The organism is Fluviicola sp. (genome assembly GCF_030151805.1).
Taxonomy (GTDB): Bacteria; Bacteroidota; Bacteroidia; order Flavobacteriales_D; family Crocinitomicaceae; genus Fluviicola.
On the sequence record NZ_JASLCN010000395.1, the window covers coordinates 1 to 15586 of the forward strand.

Sequence of the window (15586 nt, forward strand, 5' to 3'; positions counted from 1 at the left end):
CGAAATTCTCAAACACTGGAAAAAGGAACGGGTAGTTGCTATTGACGAAGCGCAATTTTTCGACGAAGGATTGATTGCTATCTGCAACGACCTGGCGAAACACGGAGTAAGAGTGATTATCGCCGGCCTGGACATGGATTATCTCGGGCAGCCTTTCGGCCCGATGCCGAATCTGCTCTGTATGGCAGAATATGTTACAAAAGTGCATGCGATTTGCGTTTCATGTGGTAACTTAGCACAATACTCACATCGAACAACGAAAGATGAAGGTCAGGTGCTGGTTGGAGCCGTTGAAAAGTACGAACCTTTATGCCGCAGTTGCTACAATAAAATTGAGCATTGAGATTACATTATTCCATCGAAGCGTGTGCTGAAATTTTTCAGGCAAAAACAGTTGGTTCACATCCGGAATCAATCACACATGTTTACTTCGATTCCCGAAAAATTCAACAAGCCAAAGGAGCGCTTTTCTTTGCATTGAGCGGAAATTCCCGTTCCGGAAGTGAATTTATCGAACAGGCATACCAGCAGGGAATTCGTTTATTTGTTGTTCCGAAACACGCTGCAATCAAATTTCAATCCGATGCTTTGTATTTCCTGGTGGAAGATGCTTTGACCGCTTTACAGCAATTGGCGAGCTATCACCGGAAACGGTTTACGTATCCTGTTGTGGCAATTACGGGAAGCGTGGGGAAAACCACTTTCAAAGAATGGATTTTTCATTGCATTTCGGATAGATTCAAAGTGGTCCGAAGTCCGAAAAGCTTCAATTCTCAAATTGGTGTGGCACTTTCTTTGCTGGAAATGCACGAAAATGCTTCCATTGCATTTATAGAAGCCGGAATTTCCAAACCCGGAGAAATGAGCATTCTCCGCGATATGATTGCTCCCGATTTTGGGATTTTCACAGCATTCGGGAAAGCTCACCGGGAAAATTTCGCAAACAACGAAGCACATTTACTGGAAAAATGGAGCTTGTTCCGCGAATGCAAACTGGCATTCATTCCACATACTTTCGCCGATCTGGAAAACCGGCTTCCGGGAAATTTCCAGATTTGCCCTTCGTATGAAAACCATCGTTTTCCGGCCGGATACAGCGGTATGCTCGGTGTTTTGAAAACATTCCTGGTTTATCTGCAATTCGACCCGAAAGAAATACAGGAACGCATTGATTCCCTTCCGACTCTTGCCCTGCGCATGGAGGTTTTTGAAGGAATCAACAACAATACGATTATCAACGATACCTACAACCTGGATATCGACGCACTCAGCGAAGCGTTGATTCATCAACGTCAACTGGCTTCCGGCAGAAAACGCATCGTGGTGATCGGTTTGTCTGAAAAACATGCACACGAACGTCTGGAAATCGAACGTTTAATCAGCAGTTTTGATCCGGATGAATTTCATTTTATTCCTGAGGGAAAAACGATTCCGTGGGAAAACTTTCACAATTCCGTGGTCCTGGTAAAAGCACACCGTGACCGTGCATTCGAGCATGAAGTGGCACGTGGTAAAGCCTTGAAGCATCGTACCGTTGTGGAAATCAACCTCAGTGCCATCAAACACAACATTTCCTTTTACCAATCCCGATTACCGAAAGGAGTGAAAATTCTGGCGATGGTAAAAGCTTCTTCTTACGGAGCTGGGGCCGATAAAGTAGCTGCTTTTTTACAGCAAAGCGGGATCCGGAATTTCGGAGTGGCTTTTGCGGATGAAGGGGTGGAATTACGCAAAGCCGGAATCGGGATTTCTTCTTCGGTAGTCGTCATGAATCCGGATCCGGAACACAGTGACCTGATCGTCGAATACCGTTTGGAACCAGCTATTTATTCCTTCGAACAATTGGATGAATTCATCACGACACTCATTCACAAACAACTTTCGAATTACCCGATTCACCTGAAGTTTGATACCGGAATGCACCGCTTAGGATTTTCTCCGAAAGACAAAGAACGTGTACTTGCCGTGATTAATTCTCAACCGGAAGTGAAAATTCAGGGAATTTATTCGCACCTGGCAGATGCCGACAATCCTGTTCACAGCGAGTTTACAAAGAAACAACTGGAAACGTTCGAATCCATTATTTCCTATTTCAAAGAGCACACTTCTGATTCATTCTCGGCACATGTCCTGAATTCGGAAGGTTCACTCCGCTATCCGGAATACAGTTACGACATGATCCGTTTGGGAATTTCCATGTACGGCTACACCGAAAACAAAGAACTCAAAGCTTTTCTTCAGCCAAGTGTTTCGTGGTACAGTTCTATTTCGCAGATCAAATCCGTTCCGAAAGGCGATTTCATCGGTTACGGCTGCACCTATGAAGCAACAGAGGATCTAACGATTGCGATTGTTCCTGTTGGTTATGCGGACGGCTTCAGACGCAGTTTGAGCAACGGAGCAGGGTCGGTTTCTATTCACGGAATCATGTGCCCGGTTGTGGGCCGCGTTTGCATGGATATGATCATGGTCGATGTTAGTTCGGTGGATGCAAAGATCAATGATCCGGTAGAAATTATTGGTCCGAATCAAAAAATGGAGGATTTTGCCAAAGCAATGGGAACAATTCCTTACGAAGTGATGACCGGGTTATCGAGACGCATGCACCGGGTGTATGTAGAGGAATAGATCTTACTTTTTGGAGGTTTCTTATTTTTTCCCGCTGAGGAACACAGTAGATCGAAGAAACTTCAACTTTGCGTCCTTTGCTTCTTAGCGTTAATGCAAAGTGGTTTTTTATTTGAAACGCAAAGAATTGAAGAGCGCAAAGAGCAGAATTTATTCAAAACAGAAAATGCACAAATCTCTTGCTGTGACTGGGCTAATAGATATATGTCTATCCGTATTTTTTTACAAAAAAAATGAAAAATTAAGCTCTACTCTTTCCGGTAGAAAATGGCTTCTACTCTCCGGTTCAAAGACATATTGGTTTCTGAATCGTCGGGAACCAAACGTCTGCTGTTGCTAAATCCTTCCGCGCTCATTCGTTTGTAGTCCACATCATTCTGACTCAAATAATTCATGACGGCAAAGGCACGTTTTTTCGACAATTCCATGTCATCTGCACAACAAACATGCCCGTGTAATTTCAACAACAAGGTTGTGTCTTCCACCATCAGGTTTCGCAGTTTGACGAGATTGGTGTATGATCCGGAAAGAAATTCGGCTGAACCGCCTATGAAGTTGATGTTCAGATTCAGTGGTTTGTTCAATTCGAACGCCAGTTTCGGTACTTCTTTTTTTCCGTAGAATAAGATATCAACTCTGCGGTTCTCCTCATCCGGCACAACCCGAAACCCGGAAGTTTCATTGGCATTGACAGTTTCTATTTTGACACGACTGAGCGCTGTGTTTTTCAGTAAATCTTCTACCGCTTTGATTCTGTCAGCGGCTAAATGGTTGTTCCTGGAAACAGATCCGCTTGAATCGGTATATCCGACCAAACGGATCACAGAAAGAGATGATACATCAACCTTTTTCAATTGTTCCAGGAATTGATCTGTATGGAATACTTCCGACTGATTGTAGGCAAACAAAACGCTGAGTGAGTCTTTTCTTACCTCATCCTGAGCGAAACAGGAAGAACATGAAAGAATGAAACAAATGGAAAGTAGGTTTAATTTCATATGCCAGGTTTTCAGATAAAACGATGATTGTCTGTTTCGTTACATCTGTTTGTACTTCTAAACCAATGAAGAAATCCATTTGTGTGCTTCTTCGAAACGCGCAAAGGTTTTCATTGGAATAGGTGGTTTCTTCAATCCGTAGATCAAATTAATGATGAATCCTGTCAGTTTATTCGGGGCGATCATCGCCATAGCGGAATAGGTCAACGGCAATTCTTTTGCTGCCAATGCTCTTGTTTCTTTATCCGGAACAGCAGATTTGGCAATGGTAATAATCAGTTTGACGGGTTTGTTCTCATTCAGGGATTTTACCAAAGCCACATTGGAAGCAATGGTTTCAACGGTCCTGTTAGTCGCTTTCGATTCCGCATAAATAGTTATTGAATCAACCCGCCAATACTTAGCCAATTCAGATTCTCCGATTACCGGATGCTGCATCAATTCTTCCAGTTTCATAACTACTTTTCTATCGCCAGTAAGATTTGTTTTCGCCAGCTTCCCCAACGAAAATGACCGATCTTTCCGCTTTGATGCACCACGCGATGACAAGGAATCAACAAAGCAATGGGATTTGCTCCTACTGCCGTTCCAACTGCCCGTGACGCATTCAGATCTCCCAATTTCTCAGCAATGACTCCATAAGTCACCAATTCGGATTTTGGAAGGGAAGCCAATTCATTCCACACGCTTACCTGGAACGAAGTTGCTTTTACGGAAACCGGCAAAACGGGAATATCTTCCTTTTTGACAAAATAATTCACCAAAGCCTGGTAAGCCAACAAGTTTAATTCCGTTTGTTCTTCTTTCAATGCCACTTTGGGGAAAGTCTTTTTCAAACGGGTCAAACCGGCATCTGTATCTTCAAAAGTAACCTGACAGATTCCGAATTCGTTGCTCGCAATAAAAACCGTTCCCAAGAAATAGGGAAAGATCGAGTAAGCAATTTCTGTCGGTTCACTTTGGAGGATTTGAATATCCAGGTCAAAATCAGGTTGTTTTATTTCCCCATTTTTCTCCTCAAAGAGGTCAAAAATGGAAATCTGGGAGGGTTTTACCTGGGCCAAAGAAGGAGAAAAGGCATCCTGCACAAACCGCAGTGGATCTTTTCCCAGGTTTTCCTGGAATAAATGCTGTGTTTCCCACTCGCCCAATTCCAGTCGTTTAGACAATTCCGTTATTGAAATCCCGATTTGTTGGGAATCAAGCATCCATTTCAGGGTGTTAAAAAGCAGCTCCATGCGTTGAAATTGATATGAAAAATCAGTTTCCATTCAGAGGGGAAAGGTAGGAAAAAGAACTGGTCTGACAGTATTTTAATCAAAAAAAAATTAATTCAACAACAGTTTGCAGTTAGTAATACACACTTAAATTAAGGAAACTTTTCTAGCTTTGCCGAAAAAAACAATGCGATCAATCAACATTCTCCTAATCCTCCTAACGCTATCTTCTTTTGTATTCAGCCAGGAGCAAACTGATTTGGGAACTTTCAAAGCACCTAAATATTTTGCACAAGTTCATGACCTTCACATTAGCGATGATGCTATTCTTTTGAATTACTCTCCGTATGTTCCCGTAGCCAATCTCAGCCTGATAAAATATGGTCTTTACAGATACGCTCCGTTAAATACCAATGGGGAATTAACTGAAAAAAAAATCCCTACTGACCAGGGAATTATTACACAAGCTTATTACTCAGGAGATACCATTAATGAGTTTGTTGTCTACTTCAAGAAAGGATTTCCAAAATATCAATACAGTTACGTGATTCGAAAAAGAAGTTGCAAAACGATGGAGTTGTTAGGTACCGAAAAAAAGCTGACCGAGTATCAATTTCGTGAGCTGATGGATTATCGATATGCAAATCTATATCATGAAGGAAACGAATTTGTATTTGTAGAGATGACCGAAAAAGAAGGAAACATTACCTTCTTATCCAATGATTTTGAGGAAATCAATAAAATTAAAATCAATGATCCTTTGTTTTCCGCTCTTGAATCAAAACAGTATTATTTCGCAAAAGTAAATCCCGATGGGAGTATCCTTTTAATTTTCCCGAGCTGGAATAAAGAAAAAATCACTCCGCTTTCGGATGTGAAAAACACGATTTTACATGTGACACCCGAAGGAGAAATTCATTCCATGGTAACCAACTTTTCGGGTTCAAACACTTATCCGGTCCCGCATAATTTTGGTAATTATGAATACAATGCAAAAACAGGAGAAATTACCTGGTGCTATATTACCAGCTCGAATACCCAACCTGAACAAAATGGTCTTGGGATTGCAAGATGGAATCTGAATGGAAATTTGCTTTCAAATACCAACACCATTCTCAATTTCGAAACCATTTTCAAAGATGAACCAGAGATTCAGAATTGGTTTAAATCCAAGCATGTTTCAACCGAAGAAATTTGGGGAAAATATGGTCGCTACGGATACATTTCTCTGTTGAGGTCGGGCGATGACTTGTACGCAACTATCAGTAATCCTACCGTGACCCCGGAATTGGTTTCTGCTCTTTATGTCAGCAAAATTGATGATGATGGGAATATGCAATGGATTAAACCAATTCTTACATCCTTTCAAATGCCCAATTTCTATTCCGGAACTCCATTTATGAAAGATGGAAAAATTCATATCCTGTTGGCCGACTTTACGGTCAATATGGATAGAAATCAGCACATCAACAAGTTTTTCGCCAAACAGGATGCTGAATTTACCTTTTTCGACATTGCTTTGAATCCAAAAGATGGCAACGAACTCAGTAATGACCGAATGGATGTAACACTTGGCTCCGACAAGAGATTGTTATCCATTTCCCTGAATGAAAAAGAGTTCAAAGCCTTTTTAGAAATTCAATCCGGAAAAACAATAAACTACAAGGAAATTATCCTGAAGTAAGTATTTGCCGCTAAGTGATTTCAAACCCTTGCAAAATGAATATTTGATTCTGATAAAAGAGCTGTTTCAAAAAATGAAGCAGCTTTTTTCAGTTTAAACCCTAAAATCCTCAGGTTATTCCTAACTTTGCGCCAAAATCACTTAAATCTTTTATCGTGAAAAAAAGACTCTTCTTTTTCATATCATTCTTATGTTTTGGCCAAATGACTCAGGCTCAAACGATGCAAGACCTTTTTCAGGAATCCACTGTGCCGTTTTACTGGTTCGGAATCGACTTTTCCCATGTTCAGTTGATTGCTTCCTTTGCACAATCGGAAGAAAGTGGCGAAAAGAATGCTGAGTTACTAAAAAACAAGTATTTCAAGGGTTGGAATAATTTGTTCATTTACGAAGCCGACAAGTATAACGTGTCTGAAATGCTGCATAAAAAATCGGTTGAAATTAACCTGGATCCGATTACAAAAATCAACAACCAGGCAAATGTTGAGGAAATGGAGGTTACGAAGGAAACTCATTATACTGCGGATCAGATTAAGGAGTTCGTAAAGGATTATGATTTTGACGTGAAAGAGGGAATCGGAGTTTTCTTTATTGCAGAATGTCTGAACAAACCACTCGAGCACGGAATCTATCATGTTGTTTTCATCAATCTTGCCAACAACGAAGTATTGCATACCCAATCAATAACCGGAGAAACAGGTGGTTTCGGAGTCCGGAATTACTATGCCAGATCTTACTTAGAAGTCATGGAGAGCATTCAAAAGACTCAATACAAGAAGTGGAAGAAATTGTATTTCGGGAAATAAGAAATAATAGAAAAACAAAAACCGGCATTGAGTGAGTCATGCCGGTTTTTTTATTTAAGATGATGCAAAGGACGCAGACGATTTTTATTGCCCTCTTCTAAATTCTCATACAAGACCTGTTTTAGTTTTTCACCACTTTGGCTTGTGTGTAGCTATTTCCGTTTTGAATGTGCAGAATGTATGTTCCCGCAGCCAAATCACGGATATCAAACATGAATTGCGTTGTTCCTGCCTGCGCTTTCCAGGTCTGTTTCAAGGATATTTTCTTTCCGGTCCCGTCGATCAAAAAGATTTCGCTTGCTTCCTGGAACGGAAGACTCAGATTCATACATACATTCTCTGATGAAGGATTCGGGAAAAGGCTCAAAATTACCGGTGCTTCCTCGTTCAAACCAACATGACTAACCGGGGAAGGTGCGTAATACGGGCAATTCCGAGGTTGAAAGCCCTGAATCAGGTTGCGTGGAAGACTTGCCGCATTCACCAACTCCAGGTTCCGGGACAAATGATTCGTTTTAAACGATTTTGCATAGGAAAACCCGGAATTTCTCGAATCGATCGTATTTACAAAGTACCAATCTGCCTGCGTACGCTGTTTGTTGATGTCCAGCATCACAAATCCATGTGTGGATAGTTCTGCAAACTTGATATGAGAATTCGCCAGCATGAGTGCTCCTGCTCCACCCGGAATATTCATTCCCGGTGAGGTAACACTCGGAGCAACAAATTCCACTCCGGCTGATCCGCTTCCCGTAGAACCATTGTAGGACGAAGTCGGGATATCATTTGCCCAGGACGAGTGAATATCTCCTGTAATCACCACAACATCACTGATATTATACGTCAAAATATGATTCAAAACCCTGTTTCGTTCTGCGGGATAACCATCCCACTGATCTCCGTTCAATGCTGCACCGAATAAAGTCAGAGGAGCAATCATTACTTGCTGCGCGATGACTTTCCATCGTTCCGTACTTTGTGACAGACGGTTTCCCAACCAGGAAAACTGATCCGCTCCAAGCAATTGACGGGTCGTTGAATTTACGGTTGTTCCGCTTGTTCCTGCTTGTTGGTCTCTTCCGTGCAAGCGTGTATCCAGCATAATCAAATCAAGTAAATCTCCGTATTTGATCTCCCGGAAAATCTGGTAAGGATCACTTGTTCCGGTAACCCTGATCGGAAGCCATTCAAAAAAGGCTTGTTTGGCTGCTGCTTTGCGAACTGCGAAACTTCCTTCATTCGCCTGGTGATTTTCTGCTCCGTTCATCCAGGCATCATTTGCCGTTTCGTGGTCATCCCACACAACGATCATTGGAAATTGCTGATGCAGATCCCGCAAATCGTCATCCAGGCGATAGGTCGAATAACGTGCTCGGTAATCCGGAAGGGAGAGGATTTCGTTGGTTGGATCCCATTGTCTGTTTACCGACGGGTTGGGAGAATATCCTCCCGATTCGTATTCATAAATGTAATCTCCCAAACAGATCACTGCATCAAAATCGTTTCGTTCCTTCAGAGTGGAAAACACATTGAAGTAGCCTGCTTCGTAATTGGCGCAGGAAACCACTGCAAAGCGCAAGCTGTCGCTATCTCCAACCGGAGCAGTTCTCGTCCGTCCGATCACACTTTTCAGCGTATCTGATTTAAACTGGTAGAAATAGGTTGTATTCGGATCAAGTCCTGTAGCGTCTACTTTTACCGTATAATCTTTTGATTGGTCTGTCAATACCACACCTCCCGATAAACCAATGGTAAAAGCCGTGTCTTTTGCAATTTTCCATTCAACAATCTGCGATGCACTGCTTCCATTATCAGGAGTAATCCGTGTCCACAAAATCACGCGGTCAGATAAAGGATCTCCTGAAGCCACACCATGATAAAACGGTTTCAAACAGGCATTGACTGTTTTGGGCGTATGCTGGCTGATTCCAGAAAAGGAGAAACCCAGGAAAAATAAAGCGGAAATAAAGTTGCGCATCAGTTCTTAATCAATTTTTTCACAATCGAATTTCCCTGCCAGTTCAAAACTACCTGATACGTACCAGGAGCCAGGTTTTCCAATGGAATAGTTACTGCATTTACTGAAAAGGTATGTGTTTCTGCATACACGATTCTTCCGGAAAGGTCTACCAAACTCACCGCTGCATTTTCCATTGATTGGCTCACTGCCAAACGAATTTCATTTGTTGCAGGATTCGGGAAAATATCCAGTTTGAAATTGGACGCCAATTCCATGACAGAAAGTTCGCTGCACCCTACGAAATAAGTTCCGTCAGTTCCTGTGCTTGCTCCGGTTCCGCCGTTAAAGTTCACCGTAGGATTTACCACTGCAGCCGAACAAATCGGAACAAATACTTTCACACGACCTCCTCCTCCGGCTCCGCCACTTTGCCCCGGATTTCCGTTATTCGAAGTCAATGATTGTGATCCGCAGAAAGTAGCAGAATAGTTACAAGAAACACCATTTCCACGAGAACCGCCCGCACCACCGGAACCTCCTTTTGCAGACAATGTTCCTGTGATCGACGCATCGTCTTCTGCGAAAAGTAAAATTCCGCCTCCCGAACCACCTCCGGCGCCACCGGCTCCACCAGCTCCTGTTGAAAGCGTTGCTTCTCCGCAATCGTCACAACCATCCGAACAACATTTCGAAGTTGCTCCGCCGTTACCACCTTGTCCGCCTGCCTGGCCATCACCGCCATTTACGCTAATTGTTCCCGACAACGTCAAATTATCTGAAGCGCGCAGAATGACTGATCCTCCTCCGGCTCCACCATTTCCTCCTGCCAATCCGATATCAAAAGATCTTCCGCCACCTCCTGCTCCGGAGCCTCCCGAACCAGGTTGAATATCCATTCCGGATAAGGTTCCGTATACAGCACCGGCAGCACCTCCATTTCCGCCACTTCCTCCCTGAACAGGATAAGCAGATGAAACACTCAACCCGGAAGCAACATAATCCGAAGATCCCGCTCCACCGGAACCACCGGAAGTACCTGCTCCACCATAACTTGCACCGGAACCTGCACCTGCTCCACCGGAACCTGCAATCATTCCCGGTTCATCATCCGAGTTCAAACAAATTTGTTTCGGACCGGAACCTGTAGCTCCGGCCGCTGCACTTGCTCCGGCTCCCGGACCTGTACCCGGTAAACCGAAGGCTCCACCACTCAATTGAACCAATCCCGTGTTATCCTTATTCGAACACGAGTTAATTGCTGTCTGATCTCCGGTTAAACTATTCACGGTTTGTCCGGGTGCACCTCCAACTCCACCGGTATATCCGGCGTAATCCCCGTTGATCATTCCATCAATCACAATTTCGGAAGCGATGATTTCTAACTTTCCACAGGAATTAACGGAATACGGTTGTACAAAAACCGTTGTACCCGAGTTCACCTGGAACTTCCCCGTCACGCGGTATACTCCCGACATGAATGTGGAACTGCTGACAATCATATTGCCAGAAACATCTGTTGTATCACACTGGGCCATTGTTGTTTGCGCGAACGCCACACAAAGCCCTAAAAAAATTTGTTGCTTAATCATTCCTTCGTTTATTAATGTAAAATTTTCAGAAAAACGGTACTCTCGTTATCACTGACTTTGAGAATATAGGTTCCGGACACCGCATTATCGGCCGGAATAAGGAGTTGTTTATTGGAGTTGTTGGGTACTGTTTCGGCATGAATCAGCTGCCCCTGAAGTGACCAAACTTCGATATTCAGTTCGTTTCCGTTAAATCCTGACCAGCGAACCGGAATAAAATGATTGTCTTGCCAGGAATTAGTCCAGACTTTGGGAGTCAGGCCCGATTCATTCAAAAGTCCCGCCGTGCAATTGATCGAATTGTCCAATTCAACAAAGAACGTATCGACAATACAACCATTCGTATCGCTTGCCAAATACATGGTTGTGTGCGTAACGATCACCGACAATGAATCTGCTAACACCTGGTTGGGCTGCCACAGAACTTTTCCGGGAAAGGAAGGAACGAGGTTCACGATATCATTCTGACAGGCAAGCAAGTGCTGAGAAGTTCCTGCATTTTTTATGATTGAAAAGCGATCCAACACAGAACCGGTTGTGGTAACAAACGCTGCATCCAACCTGTTTTTGTGAATTTCAATACTCAAACTTCCCATATTATCCTTATCGGAATAACTGCAAACCGGATGCGGCCAGCCGGAAGAAACGGAGCTCAATTTTCCTGAGTTTCCTACAACTGCGTAAACCGTTCCTTTATGGGATTTCGAATAGCTTGTTTCTTTTTGATACGGGCAATCATCCAGGTTTCCTCCCGAACCGTTGTCTTTGATCATTTGCTGGGCCAGGGTTCCGGAAGTTCCATAGTGAGAATCAATTAAAAAGCTTCGTTCATAGGAATGGCTGTGTCCGTTTAAAACCAAATCGACCCCGTATTGTTCCAGGATCGGAAGGATGTTTTCGCGCATATCTTCACATTCTCCATCCATGAAAATGGGATTGTCGGAATCGTGGCTTCCTTTGGTGTACGGAGGATGATGCCAATAAGCAATGATCCATTCGGAAGTTGTTTGCTGCAAATCAGAGATAAGCCAGGTTGCCATTGGAGCTGTTCCCGAACGATTTTCGTCATAACTGTCGAGCACAATAAAATGGATGTTTCCGTAATTGTATGAATAGTATTTTTCTGTTCCGGAAGCCACTCCGCCCGCTTCTCCGTTCGTCGGAAGATTGAAAATATCAAAGTATGCCGGCGAAGGTGAAAATGGAATGTGATTGTTGTAATCGTGGTTTCCCAATGCGGGCCAGCAAACCGTTTTTGAAATCAGGTCGGCATACATCTGGCTGAATACTGCCGTTTGGTAACAACTTTGTGTTCCATCGCTGATTCCGTTTCCATAGGCGTTATCTCCCAGCATGATCCAGCCATCAATGTGTTTGTTTTCATTGTAAACCAGGTAACCGTCTCTCACCGCACGCTGGTTTCCATCCGACATTCCTGCATCGCCGATTGCCCAGAAACGGTACAAATCACTGGATCCTTCAACCGGGCTTGTTTTAAAATATTGATCTGTGTGAGCCGGCATCAATTCCGTTGCTGAAGTTCCGATCGAGTAATAGTATGTTGTTTTTGGCTGCAAGCCCGTGATTTTCACAGCATGTTCTGTTGCATACGGGAAAACGGTCGCCGAAAGTGTCAGATTATTCGGGTTTGTTCCGTAGCGCACTTTTGAATCGCAGGGAATATCTGTCTGCCAGCGAACAATCATGGAATTTGCTGTTCCGGTATTCAGATACGGTTCTCTTGTAACCTGAATGACCTGGGAATTCTGAGATCCACTCAGCGAAAGGTTAAAACTGATGTCCGAACTGCTTGCTTCGTCCTGGTGAATTTCCACCGCGATCACATTATTCCCGCTCGTGAGAAGTCCGGGACTGAATGCAAAATTGAAATAATCATCTTCTGCACCAAACGCAACGGTTGAAGATGCCACTGTTTGATTTGAAATCGTTCCGGACGGCATATTCGTTCTGAAGACTTCCGTGCCGTTTACATACACAACCGCTCCGTCGTCACGCAAAACAGCACCAATTATTTCCTGATACTGTGCAGGGTTCGAAACGTAAAAAACTTTCCGGAAGTAAGTCGTGATGTATTTATTCCCGGAACTTGGTCCGTAGGAAACAACTGTTTGTTCGTCTCCATCGCCATAACCTAATTCGGCCGGACCGGAAGACCAGGTATTATCGTTAAAGGAAGACTCTTTCCAGGAAGTTCCCAAATCCAATCCGCTGTCATTGTACTTCCAGGTACTTCCGGAAGGTAAAAGCACAGTTTGTCCTTCAAGGGTAGTAGAAAAGATTAACTGCTGCAGGGCAATAAGTAGAAGTAGTTTTTTCATAAGCTTTTTCGCATTGCAAAGGAACCTACAGCATTTAACTAAACTATTCAGGGTCTGTTAAATAACCGTTAGAATGTTGATTAACAATTAAAAGCAATTGTTAAATCGGTTTAGTACCTGCGTTAAATTTCAGTAGTTTCCACCCCAGATACGGGAGTTCCATTCGGGCATGGTTTCGAAGCGCGGTAATTTGAAAGGGCGTTGATTCAATCCGCTTGTATCTGTAAGCGTTTTTAAAAACAGGATGATATCCTGCTGTTCCTGGTTACTCAACTGCAATGAATCGAAAGGCAAGGTTTGATTCGGAACCGGGTATTTCAATCCTTCTCCGCCACCTTTTTTATAGAAATCGAGCACCTGGTTCAAATCGGAATAAACTCCGTTGTGCATATACGGCGCAGTCAGTTCACTATTGCGAACAGTCGGAGTTTTAAATGCGTATTTCTGTTTCTCAACATACGTGACCTTGTAGCGACCTAAATCAGGATCCAATGAACGATTTTCTTTGGTTTGAGGCGTTCCCAAAATTTCATATTCCGAATCCATGAAATAGGGAGGAACTGTTCCGTTAAAAAGCGGAAAGAAATGACAAGAACCGCAAAGTGCTTTTCCGGCAAAGAGATTGTACCCGCTTACTTCACGTGAATTCAATGCATTGCGATCTCCGGACAGGTAGCGGTCAAAACGGCTGTCCATGGCAATGAGTGTTTTTTCGTATTCTGCAATTGCTTTTTGGATTGCATATTCTGAAATAGCTGCGTCTTTTTGAATTGTAAATGCTTCTTCAAACAATGCTTTGTACTCCCGGCTTTTTCTCAATTTCAGAACCACTTCCGAAAGTTTGCTTCCCATTTCACGTTCGTTGTGCACAACATCCCGGATTTGCTGTTCTATCTGATAGGCTTTTCCATCGTAAAAAAATGCTTTTTGGTACAACACATTGATCAATGATGGCGCATTACGCTCCAAAAAACCATCTTTGTTAAATGCCTGGCTGGTTTTCAATCCGTCTGTAAAAGCTTTATCAGGCTGGTGGCAGCTGCTGCACGCCCGTTCGTTATTGGCTGAAAGAATGGGATCATAAAACAGCAATTTTCCCAAAGCTGCCTGCTTTTCCAGATCGGATGCATCGGAGTAGTAAATTGAAAAGAATTGCGGATTCAAGGTTTCTTTCGAAAACAAACGCTCAGAATCCAGGCGAAGCGCCTGTTTGTGATCCGACCAGGGAAGACTTAAAGCACGGTGCAGAAGAACCAGGTTCAGATTGATTTCCTCAATATAAAACGTAATAAAGTCCAGACGGTTAAAGGTGTCGAAGTCCGGATTTTTCTTCAAACATTTTCGTGCATTCAGAATACTCTCATTCAGTGATTGAAACCGGGCTTTTAGTTCTCCTTTTGTTCCGTACTTCAATCGAAAGCGTTTTATCAGCTCTGACATGGATGCCAGGGTTTCATCCGTTTCCTGAAGGTTTGTTTTCGTAAATGTTGCGTCATACCCGTTGAGATTCATTGCAGCAATACGCACCAATTGCAGCTGAAACATTTCCAGATAAATATGATCATCCAATGCAATTGACAAACACGCATTTTTCAATTCCTGAAAAACAACGATTAAATCCACCACTTCATGCTCCAACGTTTTGGAATCAATTTCCTCTCCCGAAAAAAGAATTTCTTCAATTCGCTGAAAACCGCATGGATCTACTACAAAACCTTCTTCGTATTCTGAAAACTTCGGAACAAGCGCTCCGTTAATCTGATACTTCGCCTGTACAGGTGCAATGTGCTCGACAAAGAATTCGATATGCTTGTAATATTGCCTGGTTTTGAAGTAATGCTCCTTTGATTGATCCAAATCGCCCAAACCGGATTGGAAATCTTTTAATTCATCAATCACTAACTGAAGTTCCTGCAACACATACTGATTGAAACCGGATTTCTCTTCCACCACAGCAGAGGAATGTTCCCGAATACTCATCAAAGAGGTTGCGGTAACAAGAAACACAATAAAGAAAACAGAAACGCGCATCATTTATTCCGGGGATTGCAATTTGAATCGTTCACTTAATTGAAGCAGATCTTCCATTGTTTTTCAAGGCCATTCACCTGCAATCTCAGATAGTATACTCCTTTGCTCAATTTCATTTCCTGGGCGTTGAGTTCAAATTCATGGATTCCTTGTGACAATTGCACCGGACGAACTACCGATTCCACAGTTCCCAACAAACTCAAAACCTCCACTTCCAGGGAAAAATCCTGATTGGATTCCAGGTGAATCGTCATTTTTTCTTTCGCCGGATTCGGGTAGACTTTCAAGTCCACTCCGCTTACCGACTCAATCAAAGCGTTTGTCTGATCCGCAG

12 protein-coding genes are annotated in these 15586 nt (G+C 43.0%); 4 read left to right on the forward strand and 8 right to left on the reverse strand.

Annotation, left to right across the window (positions count from 1 at the left end):
* Both Q1V93_RS14920 and alr read left to right on the forward strand, forming a co-directional pair.
* Positions 1 to 343: thymidine kinase (locus Q1V93_RS14920; protein ID WP_367183817.1), on the forward strand; the 343-nt coding region annotated here is incomplete at its 5' end.
* On the forward strand, positions 340 to 2628 hold the full coding sequence (alr, locus tag Q1V93_RS14925) for an alanine racemase (protein WP_300665754.1): 2289 nt from the start codon (positions 340 to 342) through the stop codon (positions 2626 to 2628). The genes Q1V93_RS14920 and alr, both read left to right, overlap by 4 nt.
* Before the next feature lie 248 nt (positions 2629 to 2876).
* Here the strand turns inward: alr and Q1V93_RS14930 are convergent, their stop codons facing one another.
* From Q1V93_RS14930 to Q1V93_RS14940, 3 genes are read right to left on the reverse strand one after another with little or no spacing between them, the layout of a single operon-like run.
* The gene (locus Q1V93_RS14930) at positions 2877 to 3626 is read right to left on the reverse strand and encodes an OmpA family protein (protein WP_300665755.1); all 750 of its coding nucleotides are present in this window, start codon (positions 3624 to 3626) and stop codon (positions 2877 to 2879) included.
* Positions 3627 to 3683: 57 nt separating this feature from the next.
* Positions 3684 to 4082: a hypothetical protein gene (locus Q1V93_RS14935; RefSeq protein ID WP_300665756.1), complete on the reverse strand. Its 399-nt coding sequence runs from the start codon at positions 4080 to 4082 to the stop codon at positions 3684 to 3686.
* 2 nt (positions 4083 to 4084) lie between these two features.
* A complete protein-coding gene (locus tag Q1V93_RS14940; RefSeq protein ID WP_300665758.1) occupies positions 4085 to 4864 on the reverse strand; it encodes a methylated-DNA--[protein]-cysteine S-methyltransferase in 780 nt (259 codons plus the stop codon).
* A 166-nt stretch (positions 4865 to 5030) separates the two neighbouring features.
* On the opposite strand from Q1V93_RS14940, the gene Q1V93_RS14945 reads away from it, so the two are divergent.
* Together Q1V93_RS14945 and Q1V93_RS14950 are read left to right on the forward strand one after the other, a co-directional pair.
* Positions 5031 to 6527 (forward strand): hypothetical protein, encoded by a 1497-nt coding sequence (locus Q1V93_RS14945; protein ID WP_300665760.1) that lies wholly within the window; start codon positions 5031 to 5033, stop codon positions 6525 to 6527.
* 221 nt (positions 6528 to 6748) lie between these two features.
* Positions 6749 to 7333 (forward strand): hypothetical protein, encoded by a 585-nt coding sequence (locus Q1V93_RS14950; RefSeq protein ID WP_300665762.1) that lies wholly within the window; start codon positions 6749 to 6751, stop codon positions 7331 to 7333.
* Between the two features lie 121 nt (positions 7334 to 7454).
* Here Q1V93_RS14950 and Q1V93_RS14955 read toward each other — a convergent pair whose 3' ends face one another.
* From Q1V93_RS14955 to Q1V93_RS14975, 5 genes are all read right to left on the reverse strand, one after another.
* Positions 7455 to 9311: an alkaline phosphatase D family protein gene (locus Q1V93_RS14955; RefSeq protein ID WP_300665763.1), complete on the reverse strand. Its 1857-nt coding sequence runs from the start codon at positions 9309 to 9311 to the stop codon at positions 7455 to 7457.
* Positions 9311 to 10882 (reverse strand): T9SS type A sorting domain-containing protein, encoded by a 1572-nt coding sequence (locus Q1V93_RS14960; RefSeq protein ID WP_300665764.1) that lies wholly within the window; start codon positions 10880 to 10882, stop codon positions 9311 to 9313. Before Q1V93_RS14960 ends, Q1V93_RS14955 begins: the two co-directional genes overlap by 1 nt.
* Before the next feature lie 11 nt (positions 10883 to 10893).
* Positions 10894 to 13221, reverse strand: coding sequence for a metallophosphoesterase (locus Q1V93_RS14965; RefSeq protein ID WP_300665765.1), 2328 nt, complete (start codon positions 13219 to 13221; stop codon positions 10894 to 10896).
* A 129-nt stretch (positions 13222 to 13350) separates the two neighbouring features.
* Complete coding sequence (locus tag Q1V93_RS14970; RefSeq protein WP_300665767.1) at positions 13351 to 15201, reverse strand: cytochrome c peroxidase; 1851 nt, start codon at positions 15199 to 15201, stop codon at positions 13351 to 13353.
* An 86-nt stretch (positions 15202 to 15287) separates the two neighbouring features.
* A partial coding sequence (locus Q1V93_RS14975; RefSeq protein WP_300665768.1) for a T9SS type A sorting domain-containing protein occupies positions 15288 to 15586 on the reverse strand: 299 nt, incomplete at its 5' end.

Excerpts from the sequence above, each read along its gene's own strand:
- Q1V93_RS14930 (WP_300665755.1), bottom strand. The coding sequence starts at position 3,626 with ATGAAATTAAACCTACTTTCCATTTGTTTCATTCTTTCATGTTCTTCC.
- Q1V93_RS14935 (WP_300665756.1), bottom strand. The coding sequence starts at position 4,082 with ATGAAACTGGAAGAATTGATGCAGCATCCGGTAATCGGAGAATCTGAA.
- Q1V93_RS14940 (WP_300665758.1), bottom strand. The coding sequence starts at position 4,864 with ATGGAGCTGCTTTTTAACACCCTGAAATGGATGCTTGATTCCCAACAA.
- Q1V93_RS14945 (WP_300665760.1), top strand. The coding sequence starts at position 5,031 with ATGCGATCAATCAACATTCTCCTAATCCTCCTAACGCTATCTTCTTTT.
- Q1V93_RS14950 (WP_300665762.1), top strand. The coding sequence starts at position 6,749 with ATGCAAGACCTTTTTCAGGAATCCACTGTGCCGTTTTACTGGTTCGGA.
- Q1V93_RS14955 (WP_300665763.1), bottom strand. The coding sequence starts at position 9,311 with ATGCGCAACTTTATTTCCGCTTTATTTTTCCTGGGTTTCTCCTTTTCT.
- Q1V93_RS14960 (WP_300665764.1), bottom strand. The coding sequence starts at position 10,882 with ATGATTAAGCAACAAATTTTTTTAGGGCTTTGTGTGGCGTTCGCGCAA.
- Q1V93_RS14965 (WP_300665765.1), bottom strand. The coding sequence starts at position 13,221 with ATGAAAAAACTACTTCTACTTATTGCCCTGCAGCAGTTAATCTTTTCT.
- Q1V93_RS14970 (WP_300665767.1), bottom strand. The coding sequence starts at position 15,201 with ATGAGTATTCGGGAACATTCCTCTGCTGTGGTGGAAGAGAAATCCGGT.